At 37.8% G+C, this 19,616-nt stretch carries 14 protein-coding genes; 10 read left to right on the top strand and 4 right to left on the bottom strand.

What is annotated here, in order from left to right:
- Window positions 1–53: 53 nt before the first annotated feature.
- The 9 genes from WC623_RS02425 to WC623_RS02465 all read left to right on the top strand — a co-directional run bounded on the left by WC623_RS02425 (window position 54) and on the right by WC623_RS02465 (window position 12,629).
- Window positions 54–938 (top strand): endonuclease/exonuclease/phosphatase family protein, encoded by an 885-nt coding sequence (locus WC623_RS02425; protein WP_372847915.1) that lies wholly within the window; start codon window positions 54–56, stop codon window positions 936–938.
- 4 nt (window positions 939–942) lie between these two features.
- The gene (locus tag WC623_RS02430; protein ID WP_372847916.1) at window positions 943–1,851 is read left to right on the top strand and encodes a glycerophosphodiester phosphodiesterase family protein; all 909 of its coding nucleotides are present in this window, start codon (window positions 943–945) and stop codon (window positions 1,849–1,851) included.
- Window positions 1,852–1,915: 64 nt separating this feature from the next.
- A complete protein-coding gene (locus WC623_RS02435) occupies window positions 1,916–3,055 on the top strand; it encodes a FecR domain-containing protein (RefSeq protein ID WP_372847917.1) in 1,140 nt (379 codons plus the stop codon).
- Window positions 3,056–3,215: 160 nt separating this feature from the next.
- The gene (locus tag WC623_RS02440) at window positions 3,216–6,668 is read left to right on the top strand and encodes a SusC/RagA family TonB-linked outer membrane protein (protein WP_372847918.1); all 3,453 of its coding nucleotides are present in this window, start codon (window positions 3,216–3,218) and stop codon (window positions 6,666–6,668) included.
- A gap of 12 nt (window positions 6,669–6,680) precedes the next feature.
- Window positions 6,681–8,114, top strand: a complete 1,434-nt coding sequence (locus WC623_RS02445; RefSeq protein ID WP_372847919.1) for a SusD/RagB family nutrient-binding outer membrane lipoprotein — start codon at window positions 6,681–6,683, stop codon at window positions 8,112–8,114.
- Window positions 8,115–8,150: 36 nt separating this feature from the next.
- Entirely contained in the window at window positions 8,151–9,329 is a 1,179-nt protein-coding gene (locus WC623_RS02450; RefSeq protein ID WP_372847920.1) for a DUF5689 domain-containing protein, read from the top strand.
- Window positions 9,330–9,336: 7 nt separating this feature from the next.
- Window positions 9,337–11,079 (top strand): phospholipase D-like domain-containing protein, encoded by a 1,743-nt coding sequence (locus WC623_RS02455; RefSeq protein WP_372847921.1) that lies wholly within the window; start codon window positions 9,337–9,339, stop codon window positions 11,077–11,079.
- An 82-nt stretch (window positions 11,080–11,161) separates the two neighbouring features.
- Window positions 11,162–11,731 carry a hypothetical protein gene (locus WC623_RS02460; RefSeq protein ID WP_372847922.1) on the top strand — a complete coding sequence of 190 codons (570 nt, stop codon included), beginning with the start codon at window positions 11,162–11,164 and terminating at the stop codon, window positions 11,729–11,731.
- Window positions 11,732–11,744: 13 nt separating this feature from the next.
- Window positions 11,745–12,629 (top strand): endonuclease/exonuclease/phosphatase family protein, encoded by an 885-nt coding sequence (locus WC623_RS02465; RefSeq protein WP_372847923.1) that lies wholly within the window; start codon window positions 11,745–11,747, stop codon window positions 12,627–12,629.
- 66 nt (window positions 12,630–12,695) lie between these two features.
- On the opposite strand, the gene WC623_RS02470 is transcribed toward WC623_RS02465, so the two are convergent.
- The 4 genes from WC623_RS02470 to WC623_RS02485 form a co-directional block, all read right to left on the bottom strand.
- Window positions 12,696–14,159: a PQQ-dependent sugar dehydrogenase gene (locus WC623_RS02470; RefSeq protein ID WP_372847924.1), complete on the bottom strand. Its 1,464-nt coding sequence runs from the start codon at window positions 14,157–14,159 to the stop codon at window positions 12,696–12,698.
- Window positions 14,152–14,628, bottom strand: a complete 477-nt coding sequence (locus WC623_RS02475; protein ID WP_372847925.1) for an OsmC family protein — start codon at window positions 14,626–14,628, stop codon at window positions 14,152–14,154. Before WC623_RS02475 ends, WC623_RS02470 begins: the two co-directional genes overlap by 8 nt.
- Window positions 14,629–14,689: 61 nt before the next feature.
- The gene (locus WC623_RS02480; protein ID WP_372847926.1) at window positions 14,690–17,218 is read right to left on the bottom strand and encodes a phosphocholine-specific phospholipase C; all 2,529 of its coding nucleotides are present in this window, start codon (window positions 17,216–17,218) and stop codon (window positions 14,690–14,692) included.
- Between the two features lie 146 nt (window positions 17,219–17,364).
- Window positions 17,365–18,186 carry an ATP-binding protein gene (locus WC623_RS02485; RefSeq protein ID WP_372847927.1) on the bottom strand — a complete coding sequence of 274 codons (822 nt, stop codon included), beginning with the start codon at window positions 18,184–18,186 and terminating at the stop codon, window positions 17,365–17,367.
- A 278-nt stretch (window positions 18,187–18,464) separates the two neighbouring features.
- Between WC623_RS02485 and WC623_RS02490 the strand changes: the two genes are divergently transcribed.
- A complete protein-coding gene (locus WC623_RS02490; RefSeq protein WP_372847928.1) occupies window positions 18,465–19,610 on the top strand; it encodes a glycoside hydrolase family 105 protein in 1,146 nt (381 codons plus the stop codon).
- The last annotated feature ends 6 nt before the right edge of the window (window positions 19,611–19,616 follow it).

The following is a 19,616-nucleotide window of genomic DNA, read 5'->3' on the forward strand; positions in this document are numbered from 1 at the left end:
ATCATATAATTGCTTTGTCTCTTTATACAAAGAACCAATAAACCAATTATATAATGAAACGATTAGCTGCTGTTATTTTTTTTATATTTCTTATAGGTCAGATTTCTACAATGGCCCAAAACTCAAAAAAAACTGAACTGCTTAAAGTTGCTAGTTTTAATATTCAATATGACAACTCTAAAGATAAAGTAAACACATGGGTTAAAAGATTACCGAGCGTAGCCAAGGTATTTAACAAATATCAGTTCGATATTGTAGGCGCACAGGAACCATACCTTAGTCAGATCAAAGGACTATTAGAATTAATCCCAGGCTACACTTATATCGGAATCAACATCTTAGGTGGAACCGATATATTAAACAGGCATTATACCCCAATTTTTTATAAGAAGGATAAATTTGAAGTGCTAGATTGGGGCACCTATTGGTATTCTGAAACACCTGATGTGCCTAGTAAAGGCTGGGATGCTTTCTCCATGAGGATTTGTACCTGGGCAAAATTCAAAGAAAAAGAAAGTGGCTCAGAATTCTATTTTTTCAACAACCACTTAGATCATATAGGTATTAAAGCTCGCCAGGAAAGTGTGCAGTTGTTGCTTACAAAGATCAAGGTAATAGCTGAGGGCTACCCAGTTATTGTAACAGGAGATTTTAACCTCAACCAGCATCATGCCAACTATGCCACACTAAATAACTCAGGCCTTATAAAGGACAGCTACCATTTGGCTAAAAACCGTAGAAACAGCGAAATGACAACCTACAATGGTTACAAGCAGGACCTTAACGGATCCAATCGTATAGATCACCTTTTTGTCTCTCTTAACCCGGCAATAGAAGTTAGGAGCTACCGTATACTTACAGATATGCTGAAAGGGATCTATCCTTCAGACCACTTCCCTGTAATGCTTGAAATAAACATACCAACAAAAACCAAATAAGAATATGAGATTTAGAAACAGTATCTGCAGCTTATTAGCTCTGCTTGTATTGGCATCATGCAGTATTAGTAAAAAAAACAAACCATCAGCAGCCCAATTTGATTCACAGGGACACCGTGGTGCTCGAGGTCTAATGCCAGAAAATACAATCCAGGGTATGCTCCAGACCATTGACTTAGGAACAACCACACTGGAAATGGATCTTCAAATCTCAAAAGATAAAAAAGTAGTAGTTTCTCATGATTCATACATGGGTTTTAAATTCTGCACTACGCCAGAAGGGAAGGAGATGACTTCTAAAGATGGTTATTCAAGATTATTGTACAACATGTCGTATGATAGCATCCGCAAATATGATGTAGGCCTTAAACCACATCCTGATTTCCCTAAACAGAAAAAAATGGCGGCTTATAAACCTTTATTATCTGAGCTAATAGACTCGACAGAGGCTTATGCTAAAATTAAGAAACGCACTATTTACTACAACATGGAGATTAAAACTAATCCTGAATACAAAGGGAAAGGTCACCCTCCAGTAAACGAATTTGTAGATCTGGCAATGAAAGTTATCCTTGATAAAGGGATAAAAAATCGCACCATGATTCAATCATTTGATGTAAATGCATTAAAAATAATCCATGCCCGTTATCCTGGCGTTAAAACATCTTTCCTTGTATTTAAGTCAAATACAAAATCAATAAAAGAACATATAGCAAGACTGGGCTTTAAACCAGATATATTTAGTCCACAGTATGACATCGTTACACCCGAATTGATAAAAGCTTGTCATGATGAAAAAATCAAGGTTATTCCCTGGACTGTTAACGACCTTGATGGCATTAAAAAATTAAAAAGTATGGGCGTTGACGGAATCATATCTGATTATCCCAATTTATTTAATCTTGCAAAATAAATAAGACTGCCAATAGTACTTAGTTCAGTTCGCTTTGTCTCTTTGTATATAAGCCAATAAAGCCGTGAAAAATCAATTAGAAGAACTGGTAAAGAAATACTTAAATGGTCAGTGTTCCGAAGAAGAGCGCAGGCAAGTAGAGGATTGGTACGAACAGCTTAATGAAGATGATGGAAGAGCTTTTTCAGCCTGGACTGACACAAACATAAGCTTAAAAAACAATCTGTTAGCTAAAATAGCCGCTGATAAAAAACAGAGAAACAGAACTTTGGTATTCCTTAGAGCTGCTGCCGCAATTGTAATTTTAATCAGTATTGGCATTTTATTTAAATTGAATATTAAAGAAGCGGATACCAAAAAAGATTTGTTACAATTTGCAACTTCAGAAAACATCAATATAAGAGGGCTTAAAGAAACCCGCCTGATAATGGATAAAAGCAGCAGTTTCAATTTAAAAGGAAATGCAGGGATTACCTATGAAGGAGATGAATTACGTATAAATAATGATTCACAAAAACAGGCTGACCAAAAACTAAAAATGAATGAGCACGGATACAGTACACTTGTTGTTCCTTATGGCCGTCGCGCTGATGTATTATTAGCTGATGGTAGCCGGGTTTGGCTGAACTCTGGATCACGCCTGGTTTATCCAAATACATTTAAGGGAAGTAAACGAGAAGTGTACCTACAAGGTGAAGCGTTTTTTGAGGTATTCCATAATAAAGAACAGCCTTTTCATGTATACGTAAAAGATGTTGATGTAAAAGTGCTTGGTACCTCTTTTAATGTAAGAGCTTATCCTGATGAAAAAAACTTAAAAACCACACTGTTAACGGGAAGTGTAGAACTATCTGCTGAAAATAATAAGAATAGGACGCGCCTGATTCCCGGACGAATGGCCATTTATGAAAATGGAAGTCCGTTTAATGTCCATACTGTAAACACTGAAATACAAACCTCATGGAAGTCAGGTTACCTGTATCTCCGTAATGAACCGCTTCAAAACTTACTTAAAACCCTGGAAAGGTATTACAATGTACCCGTAGCACTTGAGGACAGTGAAGAAGATAGATATTTTTCGGGACGCTTAACCCTACAAAATGATATAAAAGAAGTTATTGATATTATTGCATTAACAACTGGTTACCACTCATTAAAGACAGAAAGGGGGTGGATACTAAGAAAGATAAACAACCAGGAATAAATAGAATGTTTAATAAAAAAGGCGAAAGATGCGCTAACATCTCCCGCCCATAATTCATTTAATTAACCGTTTCAATTAATTAAAAACAATCACCTAAATTATGCAAAAAACAGGCATAAGCCAACATTTTCTGAAAAGAAGATATAAGCTCCTATTGCACATGATCAAGCTTGTCACCATCTTAACGTTTATAAGTATCCTTACTGTTTATGGGAAATCCTATTCACAGAAACTTACTATAAAAATAAAAAACGCGAAAATAACTGAGGTTTTTGAACAGATTCAAAAAAAGAGTGAGTATAGGATTTTTTACGAGGAAGCACATATCGCAAAAATCAATAATAAAGCACTTAACTTAAACCTTGTTCAAAAAGCAGTATCAGAAATTCTTGATATTGCACTTAGAGAGTCAGGTTTTACCTATAGGATTATCGGCAAACAAATCACGGTATTTCCTATACCCAAATCGGCGACCAAACCTACAGTAAGTATCAGACAGGAAACACCAGGCCTGCTTACAGGTAAAATCTTAGATGAAAAAGAAGAACCAATACCTGGAGCAACGGTACATATTACAGAACTTAAACGTACCGTACTCGCTAATAACAATGGAGTATATAATGTATCTCTCCCTGCCGGCACTTACACTGTAGAAATACGATACATGTCCTTTATTACACAAATCCGGAAGGAAGTCAAAGTCACTTCCGGCAAAACCACTACTATTGATATACGTCTACAACCCGAAACAAAAAAACTCAACGAAGTAATCGTAACTGCACTCGGTATTGAAAGAGAAGAGAAAGCACTAGGTTACGCAGCACAAAAAATAGATGGAAAAGAAGTTTCCGATTCGCCAACCAGCAACTGGCTAAATGCGCTATCTGGTAAAGTAGCTGGTTTGAACCTGAACAAAATTGGTGGACCTTTAGGTACCAGTGATGTTATTTTAAGAGGTGATAATGTACTCGCTTTAGGAGGCAGTGGCGCGCTGATTGTGGTAGACGGTATTCCCATCAGCAGTTCACAAACAGGAACAGGTGACGGGCCAATTATTGGCTCTGATAGTCCAGTTGATTTTGGCAGCTCACTAACCGATCTTAATCCAGAAGACATTGAAAACATTTCAGTTTTAAAAGGCCCGGGTGCTGCTGCTCTTTATGGTTCAAGAGCTTCAAATGGTGCAATTATTATTACGACAAAGTCTGGCAAAAAAACACCAGGACTAGGTATCTATGTAAGCAGCCATTTCACTTATTATGAAGTCAACAATTATCCAGATTATCAATTCGAATATGGACAAGGTACAGTTGGACAAAACTGGTATTCATATTTAAATAGTGTTGACGGAAATAGTACCAGAGGAACAACGGGGGCATGGGGCCCCAGGTTCTTAGGACAACCTTATTTCCAATTTCACTCTCCTTATGATACAGATACATATTCTAATCCTATTACAGCACCAAGAACAGAGCGAGTACCATGGGTAGCGAATAAAGAAGCCTATTCAGGATTCTTTAAACCTGCGATTACACAATATAACTCCGTTGCTATTGCAGGAGAAGGATTCAGAGCGTCTGCAGCATATCATAAAAACGAATGGATTATTCCAAATACTGGTTTTGAAAGAATGTTACTCTCACTTTCCGGTAACCGTAAAATCTCTTCCCGTATCACATTAAACGGAAAAGCAAATTACACCCGTAAATTCACAGATAACCTTCCAAGTCAGGGATATAATAACCAAACAGTTATGTACTTCATGATTCAGCAGGTTCCCAATGTAAATATAGATTGGTATAAACAGAGATGGATGCCAGGACTGGAAAACATTCAAGAGTTCTCTCCATTCTGGAGTGGCTTAGACAACCCTTATGTTGTTGCCTATGAAATGACAAATGCCAGTGACCGCCATAATATGATAGGTAGTTTACAGGCAAGTATGCAAATAAACAATAATCTGGATTTCAGTTTACGCTCAGGTGCCGATATGAGCTACGAATTCCGTTCTCAACAGCGTCCACAAAGCACTTACCGCTGGAAAGAAGGCATGTACAGGCAACAGAATGTATTCCGTATTGAATCTAATACAGATTTCTTACTGAAATATAAAAACACCTTGCCTGGCAGAATCAAATATACAGTTAGTGTTGGAGGAAACCAGCGTTACAACGACTATAAGTATGACAATATGATGGCCGACAGGTTAACATTGCCTGGCGTTTACAATATTGCCAATAGCCGTGACCCTGTTGTACCAAGAAGTGACAGACAGAAATTTATGGTGAACAGTTTATATGGTTTTGCTAATTTTGATTATAGAGGTAAGGTATTTTTGGAGTTAACCGGACGTAATGACTGGTCATCTACCTTACCCATTCACAATTCTTCATTCTTTTACCCAAGTGTAAATACCAGCTTATTGCTAACAGAAATACTAACGCTTCCAAAATGGATTTCTTTTGCTAAAGTACGAGGCTCCTTTGCTTCTACTGGTGTCGATTCTAAAAGTCCTTATGCATTCTTAAATAACTATGGACAAACAGATTTCCCGGGATCTTTAACCACTCCCGGAACTATGCCAAACTCAAACTTAAAACCTCAGTTTACCGATGCTTATGAAACTGGTTTTGATTTAAGGTTATTTAAAAACAGGTTGAGTTTAGATGTTGCCATTTATAAAGGAAGTACACGCAATCAGATTATCAATTTACCAGTTGAACCATCAAGCGGCTATACCTCAGCAATGACAAATGTGGGTAAAGTACAAAACAAAGGGATTGAAATTCAGTTAAAAGGAACACCTGTTCAAAGCAACAGTGGCTTAAAATGGGATGTGAATGTGAACTTTGCAGCCAACCGTAATAAAGTGGTTGATGTAGCATCTGCTTTAGGTGCTGAGAGTAAATTAAACCTATATCAGATTTCATGGGCAAATCTTTACTTAGTTGCAGAAGAAGGCAAGGCATTAGGACAATTGTACGGACTTGGATTTAAACGTTCTCCTGATGGACAAATGATTTTCAAGAACGGTTTACCAGTATATACAGATGAGATTCAAAACTGGGGCAATACCAATCCTGATTTTACAGCTAGTTTAAAAAACAGTTTAAGCTGGAGAGGTATTACAGCATCAGTTATGCTTGACGCACGTGTAGGTGGAAAAATGATGTCTTATTCTCATGCTACCCTTTCTCTTGGTGGCAAGCTGACCAATTCTCTTCCTGGTCGAGAAAATGGTATTGTTGGAAAAGGTGTAGTAGAAAATACTGACGGCAGCTTCTCTACAAATACAACCAGAGTTCCTGCAGCTTTATATTATGCCCAATATTATAATTACACCGTAATGGAATCCAATTTATTCTCTTCTTCATTTTTAAAACTAAGAGAAGTTAGTGTAAGCTATAAAGTGCCAAAAAAATACATAAAATGGCATGCTATTAAAAGTGCAAGCGTAGCACTTACCGGTCGCGATCTGTTGATTTTTTCAAAGTTCCCACTCTTTGATCCAGAAACTGCTACACTGAACAGTGCGCAGGTATTACCAGGTATAGAGATTGGACAATTCCCATCAACAAGATCCTTTGGTCTTAGTTTAAATATCGAGTTTTAATTTCAGACGATTATGAAAAAGAATAGAATTATCATCTGCCTGCTAGCTGCAATCACCTCCTTATATAGCTGTACAACTGGCTTAGATGAACTGCGGGTTAATCCAGAGGGAATTACAAATCCTGGTGCATCATCGTTTCTGAACAACTCCCTATATCAGACAGTAACACATATCAGCAGACAGGCACATACCATCAATCAACAACTTGCCCAGGTTGCAGTTTTACGTGAGCTTACAGGCAACAATCAGATACACCGTTACCAAATCAACTCATCAACATTTAACAGCATGTGGGCTACACCATACAGACAGTTGTTAAACTTTAGAGAGATGCGTCGACTAGGGACACAACAAGGAGATCGTAATTACACGGCCATTGCCTATACTTTGGAAGCATGGCTCATTTCCGAGATCACGGATATTTATGGTGATGTACCATTCTCTGACGCACTAAAAGGCGCCGAAGGAAACTCGACCCCAAAGTTTGATACACAAAAACAAATCTACGATTCCATATTTGTGTTCCTAGAACGTGCTAATGATTTATATGATCTTAGTAAACCCTTAACAGGCGACGACATCCTATACAATGCAAATGTAACAGCCAACGTAACCAAATGGAAACGCTTTACCAATGCACTTTCATTACGTTTATTGATGCGGGTAGAGAAAAAAGGTCCGGTTTATCAGGATAAACTAAGAGCCCTACTGGCCAATCCTGTGAAATATCCATTAATGAGGAACAATGAAGATGGAGCTACATTGGTTTATACTAACATCACTCCATTTGTCAACGCCTTTTATGATGTCCGGGATTTATCCTTCAATGGACAGATCATGTATTCTCATTCCTTTATAGGAAAACTGGCCTCAACAAATGACCCCAGGCTCCCTTTATGGGCTACAACGGTAGGCAATGGCTATGTAGGGCTGCCTGTAGGATACCCTGCATCAGATCCATCCTATCGCACAGGAAGTTATTCTACTTTTATTTTAGCCTTAAAACGCTCTAAATATTTCGGCGACATTATGCAGTATTCTGAACAGGAATTTCTGATGGCAGAAGCTATATTAAAAGGTTATGTGGCAGGCAATGCTAAAACAAACTATGAAAATGGTATCACTGCCTCACTTAATTATTGGGGCATTACAGACGCTACTACATTTTTAAACCATAATGATGTAAAATACGATGGTACATTAGAACGCATCATAGGACAAAAATATGTGGCCTTGTTCGAAAATGGATTTCAACAATGGCATGATGTCAGAAGAACTGGTTTCCCTACACTGGTTACAGGTCCTGATATGCAAAATGATGGTCGCCCACCAGCCCGTTTACAATACCCGCTTAGCGCAGCGCTTTACAACAAAGCAAATTATGACGAAGTAGCAGCCCGAATTGGCGGAGATAACCTAAATGTAAAAGTATGGTGGATGCAATAGTTCACAACTATTCTCTAATCAATAAAAGAACATAGTATGAAGATGATTAAAAAATATCTGTATACACTGCTCGCAGGAATAGCCTTATTTTCCAGCTGCGAAAAAGATGTGTATCACGCAGATCCGCTCTCTTTAAAGAACATAAAACTGCTGTATCATGATATAGATATCACCCTATCCGAAAGTAGGATAAGCGGGGTGGTTATTTCTGATATAGACAACAAAAATCACCTGCCTGGATATATCATTATACAAAATCAGTTAGATGGTATAGCAATTGAAGTAAGTGACGCTGATAAATATAAGTTAGGTGATTCAGTAGTGATTAATGTAAGTAACAAACTACTTACTCGCTTCCAGGGTTTATTACAAATTAGAAATGTTGATGCGGATAAAATAATCAAAATCAGCAGTAACAAAAAAGTAAAACCGCAACCGGTAAGCATTACCAATTTATATAATAACCTAAGCAGGTACGAGAATACTTTAGTCCAGGTATTAGGTGACATTACTCCACAACCAGGCCCAGGTGAAACATTTAGTGGCGAAAAAACAATGCAAGAACTTAGCTTTGATGTTACGCTTAATACCTCAGCCAATGCTTCATTTGCTCATCAGTTACTCCCCAATAACGCTTCATTTACAGGTATTGCTTTAGGCAAACCGAACGGGGTCGAAATACGAATAAGAAATATTGCCGATGTAGAAAACCCAAGTGGAAGAGTGTATCCTGGATTCCCGGAAAGCTTTGAAACAACAGTTGGATACAACGCAGGTGAATTCACTGTACCTCTCCCTTCCGGTCTTTGGAAATTTAACAATGCGGGACTTAGAAATGAAACCACAGATAGGATTGTTACCGGTAAAAATGCCATCAGGTTTAACCTGAACAACACGACTTCATGTTATGGTCAGATGCAGTTTGACGTTCCTAACGGAGCCTCCAAAGTTACTTTGTACTATGCAATATGGGGTGGAGATCCGGGTTCTACCTGGAGATTGGAGTACTCCACAGACCAGGGTACCACCTGGAAACAAACCGGGGAGCATATTACGGATGCCACTGCTGTACCTAAGCTTAAAACATTTATGCTGGATATAAATGTACCCGTAAGGTTCCGTATCAATAAACTAGGCTTAGGAACAAGCACTTCTACCATAAGTAACGGAAGGTTAAACGTTGATGACTTTGCTGTTTATCAACCTTATAGATAATATGATAATGAAAAAAGTATTTTTCTGGTCCTTATTACTATCGTTAATAAGTTTGGCCACCATATCTTGCAAAAAAATAGACCATCGTATAGAGGAAACGACATCTGATGATACCCCTACCAAAGTAGCTGATACCACTTTTATGCCTGTAGATATGACATTCCCAGAAGCTCGTTTTACAGAAAAAGAGAGTTTCAGTACAAATCAGGCCTCAAATAGAATTTTAAGTAGATTGATTTCACTACTAGACGCAAGTAATGAAGGTACATTTGTTTACATTTCTGTTTATCAGATTAACCATGATGATGTGCTTGACGCTCTTAAAAGAGCAGACAATAGAGGGGTGCAATTACGTATTCTGGTTGATATGAGCAGGTTGGAAAGTCAACGTATCAATCCTAAAGCACTGAACTTTTTAAGAAATCCAGCTTTAAGTAATACTCAGGTTTGGGACACTAATAATGACATTGCTGATGCTGCCCTAAATGAAAACAAGTTTGCTTTGTTCAGTGAAATTGAAACCACCTCAGGAATTAAGCAGCATATTGTATTTCAGACCTCTCATAATTTTACGGAAACAGATTCACATATGGGCCATGATGCACTTACGCTTTCTCATGAAGGGCTATATGATGCTTATCTTGTTTATTGGAATGAGCTAAAAAACAGGGCCATATCTGGAATGAAAGACTATAATTTCGCAACTTACAAATCAGTGCCAGATGGCATAGAAGCTTATTTCTTACCACAAAGAAATGATGGGGCTGCAATAAGTGGAGATTTAAGTCTTGATCTGCTTAACAAGATCAGTAACCCTGCAACTGCAGAAATAAAAGTAGCCATGTCATTTTGGGACAATACCCGCATCGCTATTCTTACCAAACTGGTTCAGTTACAACAGGCCGGTGCAAAAGTAGAACTGGTGATAAAAAGTAATATCTCAGCTACACAATCCAGTTTTGAAGCATTGGAATCTAATGGTGGTTTTATTCGTATGTTAAATGTGAATGATAACAACAGGCCATTAACCAATATGGATAATCGTTTTACACTTATAAAGGGCACCTTCGATGGCTCAGTTTCTAAAGTTGTGATCACAGGAACTTTATCATTCACCGGAAACTCCTTAAATAACAATAATGAAACGGTTTTATTATTAAAAAATGATGAGATATATGATCAGTATGAAGAATTCTTTGGTGAGTTAAAGTCACTTCCAGAGTACCGTACAGGTGGAATAATCTATCAAGGTTTTCCTGAAACCTTTGAAACTACAGATCCCAATTTTGCCAATGTTTATAAAGCAGGAACCAATGTGATCAATTTATCAACCGGTCAATGGAAATTTAATGATAGTGGATTCAGAGGGGATGCAGTTGACAAAATTGTGAGTGGCCGATATGCCTGGAGAAGTAATTTTAATATTAACTACTCAATTTACCTGGGTATGGAGTTTGATGTTCCAAATGCTTCCAAAGTAAGTTTCTACTATGGTGCATGGGGTACTGCCGCTACTGGTGCTGCCTGTACTTTTGTATTGGAATATTCAACAGATCAAGGTACAACCTGGACACAAACAGGAAACCCAATCACTCAGGCGGTCTACACTCCAACACTGGCTACATTCCCTGTAGATTTCAATGTTCCAGTAAGGTTCAGAATTCACAGAAAGGGACAAGTAGCAACAGGTGCAGGAAATGGTCGTTTAAACATTGATGACTTCTCGGTATATAAACAACCAACGAACTAAATAATGCAGGGAGTATTGGAAAACTGCATTCAATACTCCCGCATTATACCAGACAAACATTGTTAAATCACAATAAACAATTATGAAAAGAATAACGATTTCAGTGGTAATTTTACTTTTTATTTTACCATTTTCCAGTTTTTCACAAGAAAATAAACTCTATGCTAAATTCCCGGAAAGTTTTGAATCAGACAATAAACTAAACTACCAGATTGATGATGTACACTTACCTAGTGGCACATGGAGACTGGATAATGCTGTTATTCAAAGTCAGAAATATGAAAACCCAACCACAGGGACTCATGCACTCCGTATGGCGATGAATCATACAACATCAGCCTATGCGCAAATGATGTTTGACCTTCCAAAAGGAGCTTCAAAAGTTTCATTCTGGTACAAATGTTTCGCATTAGACAAACCAAGTATGTGCCAGCTGGAATATTCAACAGACAAAGGTAAAAACTGGCATGCTGTAGGCGACTTGATTGTTGCGACTAATAAAAACAAATATACAGAAGCTGTATTTGACCTTGAAATTGAAGGGCGTGTTCGTTTCAGGATTAACAAAATAGGTTTAGGAGATGGCTCTAAGAACCCTGATATTTCTAATGGTCGCTTGAATATAGACGATTTCGCAGTTTACTACAAATAGCCATATAAAGAACATGAAAAAATACTTATTTGCATTAATCATTTGCTGCTTATACGCTTGTGGTAAAAAAGAAAGTGATCCTAATGATCAATGGTTGGCTCCACTCCGAATAGCCAGCTACAATATTCAATATGACAATACAGTTCAGGCACCTGCAAGTGTATGGAATAACCGGAAAGACATATTTAAAAAATTGGTAGAGCAACATGATTTTGATATCATTGGTGCACAAGAACCTTACCTGGTACAGCTAAATGATCTGAAAATATTATTACCTCAGTATGCCTATGTAGGTGTAAGCATTACTGGCGAAACCAGTAACTTGAGACAGCATTACACACCTATCATCTATAAAAAAGATAAGTTTGAAATCCTGGACTGGGGCACATTCTGGTACTCTCCCAATAGTGCTACGCCAGGTAGTATTGGCTGGGATGCCTATTCACCCAGGATATGTACCCGTGCTTTAATGAAAGATAAAACAACTGGTAAAATATTCACAGTTCTAAACTCTCATCTTGATCATATTGGAACTACAGCAAGAGATCTAAGTGTTCAGATGCTGTTATCGTTAATTCCTGCTGTTTCTGCTAAATATCCGGTTATTCTTACTGGTGACTTCAACTTTAACCAAACCAGTGTAAATTATTCCAGAATAATGAACTCAGGCTTACTAAAAGATAGTTATAATCTTGCACAAAGCCATGCCAATAAAGACAGGGGAACACATAATAATTACGATTTAAACAGCAATACGACAACAAGAATAGATCATATTTTCCTATCAACCGGGAATGGATATACTGTAAAAAGCCATAATATTATTACAGATAATTTTGACGGAAAATATCCATCAGATCATTTCCCTGTAATGATTGAACTGCTTTTAAAGAAATAAATTTTATATATTCAAACAAAACTGGCTGTATGAAATCATATAACCAGTTTTGTTTTTGGGTATCTCTTATAACTGAGGCACCAATTTATAAATTTTACCCGGCGACTCAACAGCAATATAAATAAAGCCATCAGGAGCCATTCTAACATCTCTTACCCTTCCAATATTCTTAAATAGGATTTCTTCTTTCACAACCTTGTTATCTTTAAGCACAGAACGCTGAAGGAATTTAAACCTTAAGGAACCTGAAAGCAAATTACCTTTCCAGTTTTTATACTTATCGCCTGTTACAATTGCTAATCCACTAGGTCCTATTGAAGGTATCCAATAATGAATAGGTTGTACCATCCCTTCTTTTGCAGTAAGGTTGCTGATAGGCTTTCCATTATAATTGATACCATAAGTAATAACAGGCCAACCATAGTTTTTACCCGGCTCCTCAATATTAACTTCATCCCCACCACGCGGTCCGTGTTCATTAGTCCATATTTTACCCGTTACCGGATGAATGGTCATGCCTTGCGGGTTTCTATGGCCATACGCATAGATTGAAGGGCTAACACCCGGAGTTTTTACAAAAGGATTATCAGCCGGAATACTACCATCGCTTTTAATCCGGTGTACTTTACCCAGACTATTTCCTTTTATCTCCTGTGGATTTCCTTGTTCATTTCCACGGTCACCAACTGAGAAATACAAATATCCATCTTTACCGAATTGCATTCTTGAGCCATAATGATGTTGGGTTTTAGAATATGGTTCTGCAACGAAAATATCTTTTTGCTCCGATAATGTATTTCCATCCAGTTTTGCGCGCATAATGGCCGTTGTAGCCAAAACAGCACCATCCACATTCTTTGATTTAGAATAAGAAAGGTATATCAGTTTGTTTGAAGCAAATTTTGGATCTAAAGCAACGTCCAACAATCCTCCTTGTCCTTTAGCAAGTACTTGTGGTGTACCATTTATAAGTTGTAAAGATTTATCTGCTTTCACCTTGTAAAACTTCCCATTTCTGTCAGTTACAAGCATTTCACCTGCAGGTAAAAACGCCATTCCCCAGGGAATATCCAATCCCTCTGCAACAGTCTCCAGCTTTATGGTCATTTCCTCTGTTTTAAACACATCAGAGATGGGTTCAGTAGCAGTCTTCGTATACTTATCTACATTCTTAATCCCATTCAGGATATAGTCGGCAAGGCCACTGATTTCCTTATCTGTTAAGCTTTCACCGAAAGCAGGCATCCCTTCATTGGCATGACCGAATGTAACCGATTTAACCAGATCTTCTTTTTTATTGCCAAATTTCCATTTACGGTCGACAAACATGTCTATTTTCTCGCCATGGCAACCGGCACAAAGATTCTTATAATTTGTTGCCGGATCCGCAAGTAAAACTGTCTCTTGATGAGCTATAGTAACCTGAGGACTCCTATTTGCTACATCATTAGTTCCATTTCCGAATCCAAAACCTATCATTAGCCCTGCACCAGTAAGTGCGAATACACCAATACGCTTTATATTAACCATGCTCAACTATACATTTTGGTTGATGAGTGATTGGGAAATTACAGGAATTAGCAATAAAGCACATTTTATGTGCTTCATCATGCAAAGCATTAGCCTTTTCAATTTGTGATTCATCAGTAATAACCACAACCGGATAGAGTACTACCTCTGTAAAATGCCCGCTTCCATCAGCATTTTCTGTCATTTTGCCAACAGGAGTGTCCTTATAGTCCATCACAATGATCTCATTTTGAGAACAAAGGTGCAGATACCACAACATGTGGCATGATGAAATGGAAGTCAACAACAAGTCTTCAGGATTATGTTTGGTTTTATCACCAAGAAATGCTGAGTCAGACGACCCGAGTATATCAGCCTTATTATCAATTGAAATAATATAGCTTCTGTCGTATGACCTGTAATCCATTGTTCCCGAGCCTTTGTTGCCTGCCCATGTAAGTGTCGCTTGATATTGATGTTCTTTAGCCATAACTGATCTCTTTTAGAATATTTACCAATTTAAACATTCTTATTTATCATTGGTAAATATTCTAAAGAATTCCTCCCATAACCGGATCACTAAAACTTTCCACACCAGTTTCTACCCTTCCAGCATAGCGCTCTTCAAAAGCATCAAGGCCATCAGCTAACACACTAAAGTCGTACCAGCCATGGCTTTTTTTAAGATCAAGAACAAGCTCTGCAGTACCAGAAGCTGCAATTTTCTTCCTAATTGCCGCTTTTCCATAACCCTGATCTTTAATTGTAATACTCAATGGCTTAGTCTGCTTATTTATTAGCTTTAACAGTATACCTCCTGTCAACTTCCCATTAACCTGGTGATAAGTACAAAGTACTGTTAGTCCACTGAGCTGAGCATTTCCTTTAAATTCTCTGAAATATCCATTTGGACCATTTACCCTCAAGTGATAATTTCCACCTTCAAAGTACTCTACCGGCCAGCTATACGTTAAGGTATCTCCTGCAATTGCTGCAAATGACCAGTTTCTACAAATTTCGCTGGTTTTATTATCTTTAAATTTCACAGGTGCATAAACCGTAAATGGTACACCTGCAGCTTTTTTGCCAAATACAACATTTCCAGCTTTGAATTTGATCTCAAAAGCATTTTTATCTGAAGTCAATTTCCCATCCGAGTAAATTTCATAAGGGAGTGCACAAGAAGGTCTGATACCCTTTTCCTGAACAGACATCACATCACTTCCACGTGGGTTAGCTTTAAAAGTAGTGATATCAGCTGCCGACAATTTCTTAAATCCAGATGGCTCAGCTTTAAACTTTGCATTATATATCGTTTCAACCATATTATTACGGTCCAGGAAGTTTATTTTACTTGGTTTCTCTCCATTAAAAGGGTTAAATACTGAAGTCAGATCACCACAAATAGTTCTACGCCATTTGCTAATATTATTCAGGTGAATTTCCTTTTTCAGCTTATTACTAAAAAACACCTCCAAAAATTGCAAGGTAGAAGTATGGTCAAACACTTCAGAACATACCCTTCCTCCCCTGCTCCAGGGCGAGGCAATTAACATCGGAACTCTAAATCCTAAACCAATGGGTGCTTCCCGTGCTGCCTTTTCCGGAACACCTTGCTTCAGTTCATTAGCTAATCTTACATGTTCTATTTCAGTGTCAATGCCCTTAGAGACCAAGCCCGTTTCAGGCTTATTTTCATCAGGAATTGAGAATGGAGGTACATGATCAAAATAACCATCATTCTCATCATAAGTAGTTATGAAGATGGTTTTTTTCCATATCTCAGGATCTTTAGTCAAAATATCAAGCACTTCGGAAACATACCAGGCACCATACCATGGAGCACTAGGATGATCAGAGAAATTCTGGGGACCTGCCAACCAGGACACCGCAGGTAATTTACCGGTATTTACATCAGTACGGAACTGATGTAAAACATCACCTTTAGGAACAGTAACCTCTCTTTTGGTTTGCCCATCATTATAAGTCAATGTTGTTATCTCTCTATAACCTGGATCACCAGAATTAATGACAAAAGCATTTTTAAACAATTCCTTTTGTTGATCTGTGAGTTTATTATACGCATCCTTACTCCATTTTTTTAACTCTTCAGTTGCATTATCCAATGCTTTCATTTTATGGCTCAGGTCTGCCTGTATTTTCTTTGCCGCAGCCTCAGAAGAAGGACTTGCCTCTTGTAACTTATTGATTTCATCAGGAAGTGTGTCAACAAGTTTTTGGAGATTTTCTACATTACGTTTAGAGAACTTAACATTATAGGCTGCAAAAAACTCGAGCAGATTGCACCCAAAATTCCCCAACCAGGCGCGTTCTTCTCCTTTATATCCGCCACCGCAGCTCAAGTCATTCTGATAGAATCTCCAGGCTACTTTATTTTCCTGTAATAGTTCAGGAAAAGTCTTCCATGGCAACTTACCATAACTAAAATCATCATTTCTAATATTCACCTTCTGTAAGCCGTCGAGGTCATAGCTAACCTTACCTGTCCAGAAGAAAGAACGGTTGGGTGTCGTACTGGTCATACCCGAACAAAAGTTCTGATCACATACAGTAAAAGCATCTGCCATAGCATAATTAAATGGCAGATCTTCACGATTGTAATGCCCTAAAGTAAGAGGCATACCATTATATTTTTTATTACCAGACTTTTTAGTGTTCAGCCATTGGTCGTACTTCCCATTATTGTTGGCATCAACCTGACTAGCCCTTGAATGAGGCAAAGAGCCAATCCAGGTTACTTTAGAATCTTTTATATTTAACCGGAATGGAGCATAAGTATCTCCAAGTGCATCTGTTTGCATCCATACAGGTTTCTGATCGGGCAAGGATATAGCACGTGGATCATTAAATCCTCTTACACCTTGTAAAGTACCAAAGCAATGATCAAATGACCTGTTTTCCTGCATAAGAATAACAATATGCTCGGCATCTAGAAAGGTACTGCCTAATTTCGGATCAATTGCCAAAGCACGTTGTATAGATGCAGGCAACATAGTAGATAACCCTGCTGCCCCTGATAGCAACAAAGATTTCCTAATAAATTCTCTTCTGGATTCCATAATTAATAACTTGTGTGTGTTTATTACTTAATGTTTTATTAAGTTTCTAATTTCAGGTTTTCAAGTTACGAATCCGATCGTTTAATATAAAATTTCTGTTAAAAAAAGATTAAATCGCTTTCATTTGATTAATCAACACTTTCATTTCATTTCAATTGATAAGCCATTATCGATTTTTTAAAGAAGGTAGGAATGTATAAAATCTTCTTCACGGGGTCATATCCCAGATCAGCTGTATTTATCTTTTCTTTAGTGGTATCCAACAACAGATCATATTTACCATTTGCATATACATAATATACATAACCGCTCCAGCTTGTTAGCAGAAAGTCTCCATTACCCACGGGTTCCAAACCATCGCCGCCATGAGGGAGTTCGGCAATATTGGTCACGTTCTTTTTGGAATCTGCTTTCATAACCGTTTTTCCTCCAGCAATAAAAAGATCATTACCTATGGCTTTTAGGCCATTTACTCCGCTTATATTTTCCATATATACAGAAGGGATATTCTTTTCAATTTTATGAATAAGCTTTTTCCTTGTATCAGAAACATATACTATTCCCTTGTCACTCACCGTGATGTCATTTAAAAACACGGCACCTTCAATAGGAATCTTCTTGATCACCTTCGCCTTAGCAATATCAATAATTACCACTTCTGTTAAATCTGCGGCATACATTGTATTACCTAATCTTGCCAGTCCCTTTGGCGCATTCAACCCTGTAATCCAATCAAGATCAATAACTTTACCGTCTAACCCAATTTTAGCCACCCCACCAATGCCGTCCTTATCAGTCGGACTGTTTCCCATAACAGAGGTATAAAGCACTTTATTTTTTATGTCCGGCAATACCGATTCTGGCATATTAATTACACTATCCGTTTCCCAGATCTTTTCAATACGATGTTGAGCTTGAGCGCTTACCGATGCAGCCATAATAAAGGCCAGACCAAAATACTTCTTCATATACTTTAACATTAAAATGAGCAATTACGGTTTTAATTTACATAATTAATTCAATTTCTCGATTTACATCACAATAGCATACTGATTTCATAAAAAATTACTGTTCCATATTAGCCTTGTTATCAGCGATCTTACCCATAAATTCCAATTTCCCTTCAAAATGCGGCTATAACAGTTCCAACTGTCATGACACGATTTTTAAAGCTTTCTATAAACCTTAACTTTAATTGGATAATTAACAAACAGCCAATCAAAACATAAGAAAGCAACACGTAATTATGTACAAAAAACACATTCTAAGTATATTCTGTATTACAGCTACCCTAACTTTTAGCAATATTGAAGGAATTTATGCTCAATCTAAAATGGCCGATTTAAAAAACTGGCCAAAAGGGACTTCACCCAAGGAAATCGGTAATAGGATTGCAGAACATTTTAATGTTACTCCACACACCAATTTCAACAGAACTACCCCTCCCCGGGTGATTACCTACCCTGAAAGCTGCACCTGGTATGGCGCCCTCACTTTTGCGGGAGAAAGTAAGAATAAACAACTTATTAAGAAGTTACAAAAGCGCTTTGAACCATTATTTAATGAAGAAGCTAAAATGATTCCAATACCTGACCATGTAGATTACTGTGTATTTGGTGCTGTTCCATTAGAACTCTATATACAAACCAAAGAAAAACGATATCTGGATATGGGTCTAGCCATTGCCGACAAACAATGGGGCCCACCCGAAGGACCAAGAGTAGTCAAAGAATCACAAGGATACTATGATCAAGGCTATACCTGGCAAACCCGGTTATGGATAGACGATATGTTTATGATCACTGCTATACAGGCTCAGGCTTTCAGGTCTACGGCCGATCAGAAATATATAGACCGCGCAGCTAAAGAAATGGTATTTTATCTTGATCAGTTGCAAAGACCAAATGGTCTTTTTTATCATGCTCCTGATGTTCCATTTTACTGGGGAAGGGGAAATGGCTGGATGGCAGTGGGTATGGCCGAATTATTAAGGTCACTTCCAAAGAACAACCCTAATTACGATAGAATTATGAAAGGCTATAAAGAAATGATGAGCTCTTTGTTGAAATATCAGACTGAAGATGGAATGTGGCGACAATTGGTTGATAAACCAGAATCCTGGGTCGAAACCTCAGGAACTGGAATGTTTACTTTTGCATTTATTACAGGTGTAAAAAATGGTTGGTTGGATAAGGAGTTATATGGAAAAGCTGCGCGTAAGGCCTGGCTTAAGCTGATTACTTATATTAATGAGAATGATGACATCACTGATGTGTGTGAAGGTACCAACAAGAAGAATGATTACCAATACTATTTAGACCGTAAAAGAAATGTAGGGGACTTACATGGGCAAGCCCCTTTACTTTGGTGTGCCTCTGCACTGTTAAGATAATCTTAA

The sequence above is a fragment of the Pedobacter sp. genome (assembly GCF_041645105.1).
Taxonomy (GTDB): domain Bacteria; phylum Bacteroidota; class Bacteroidia; order Sphingobacteriales; family Sphingobacteriaceae; genus Pedobacter.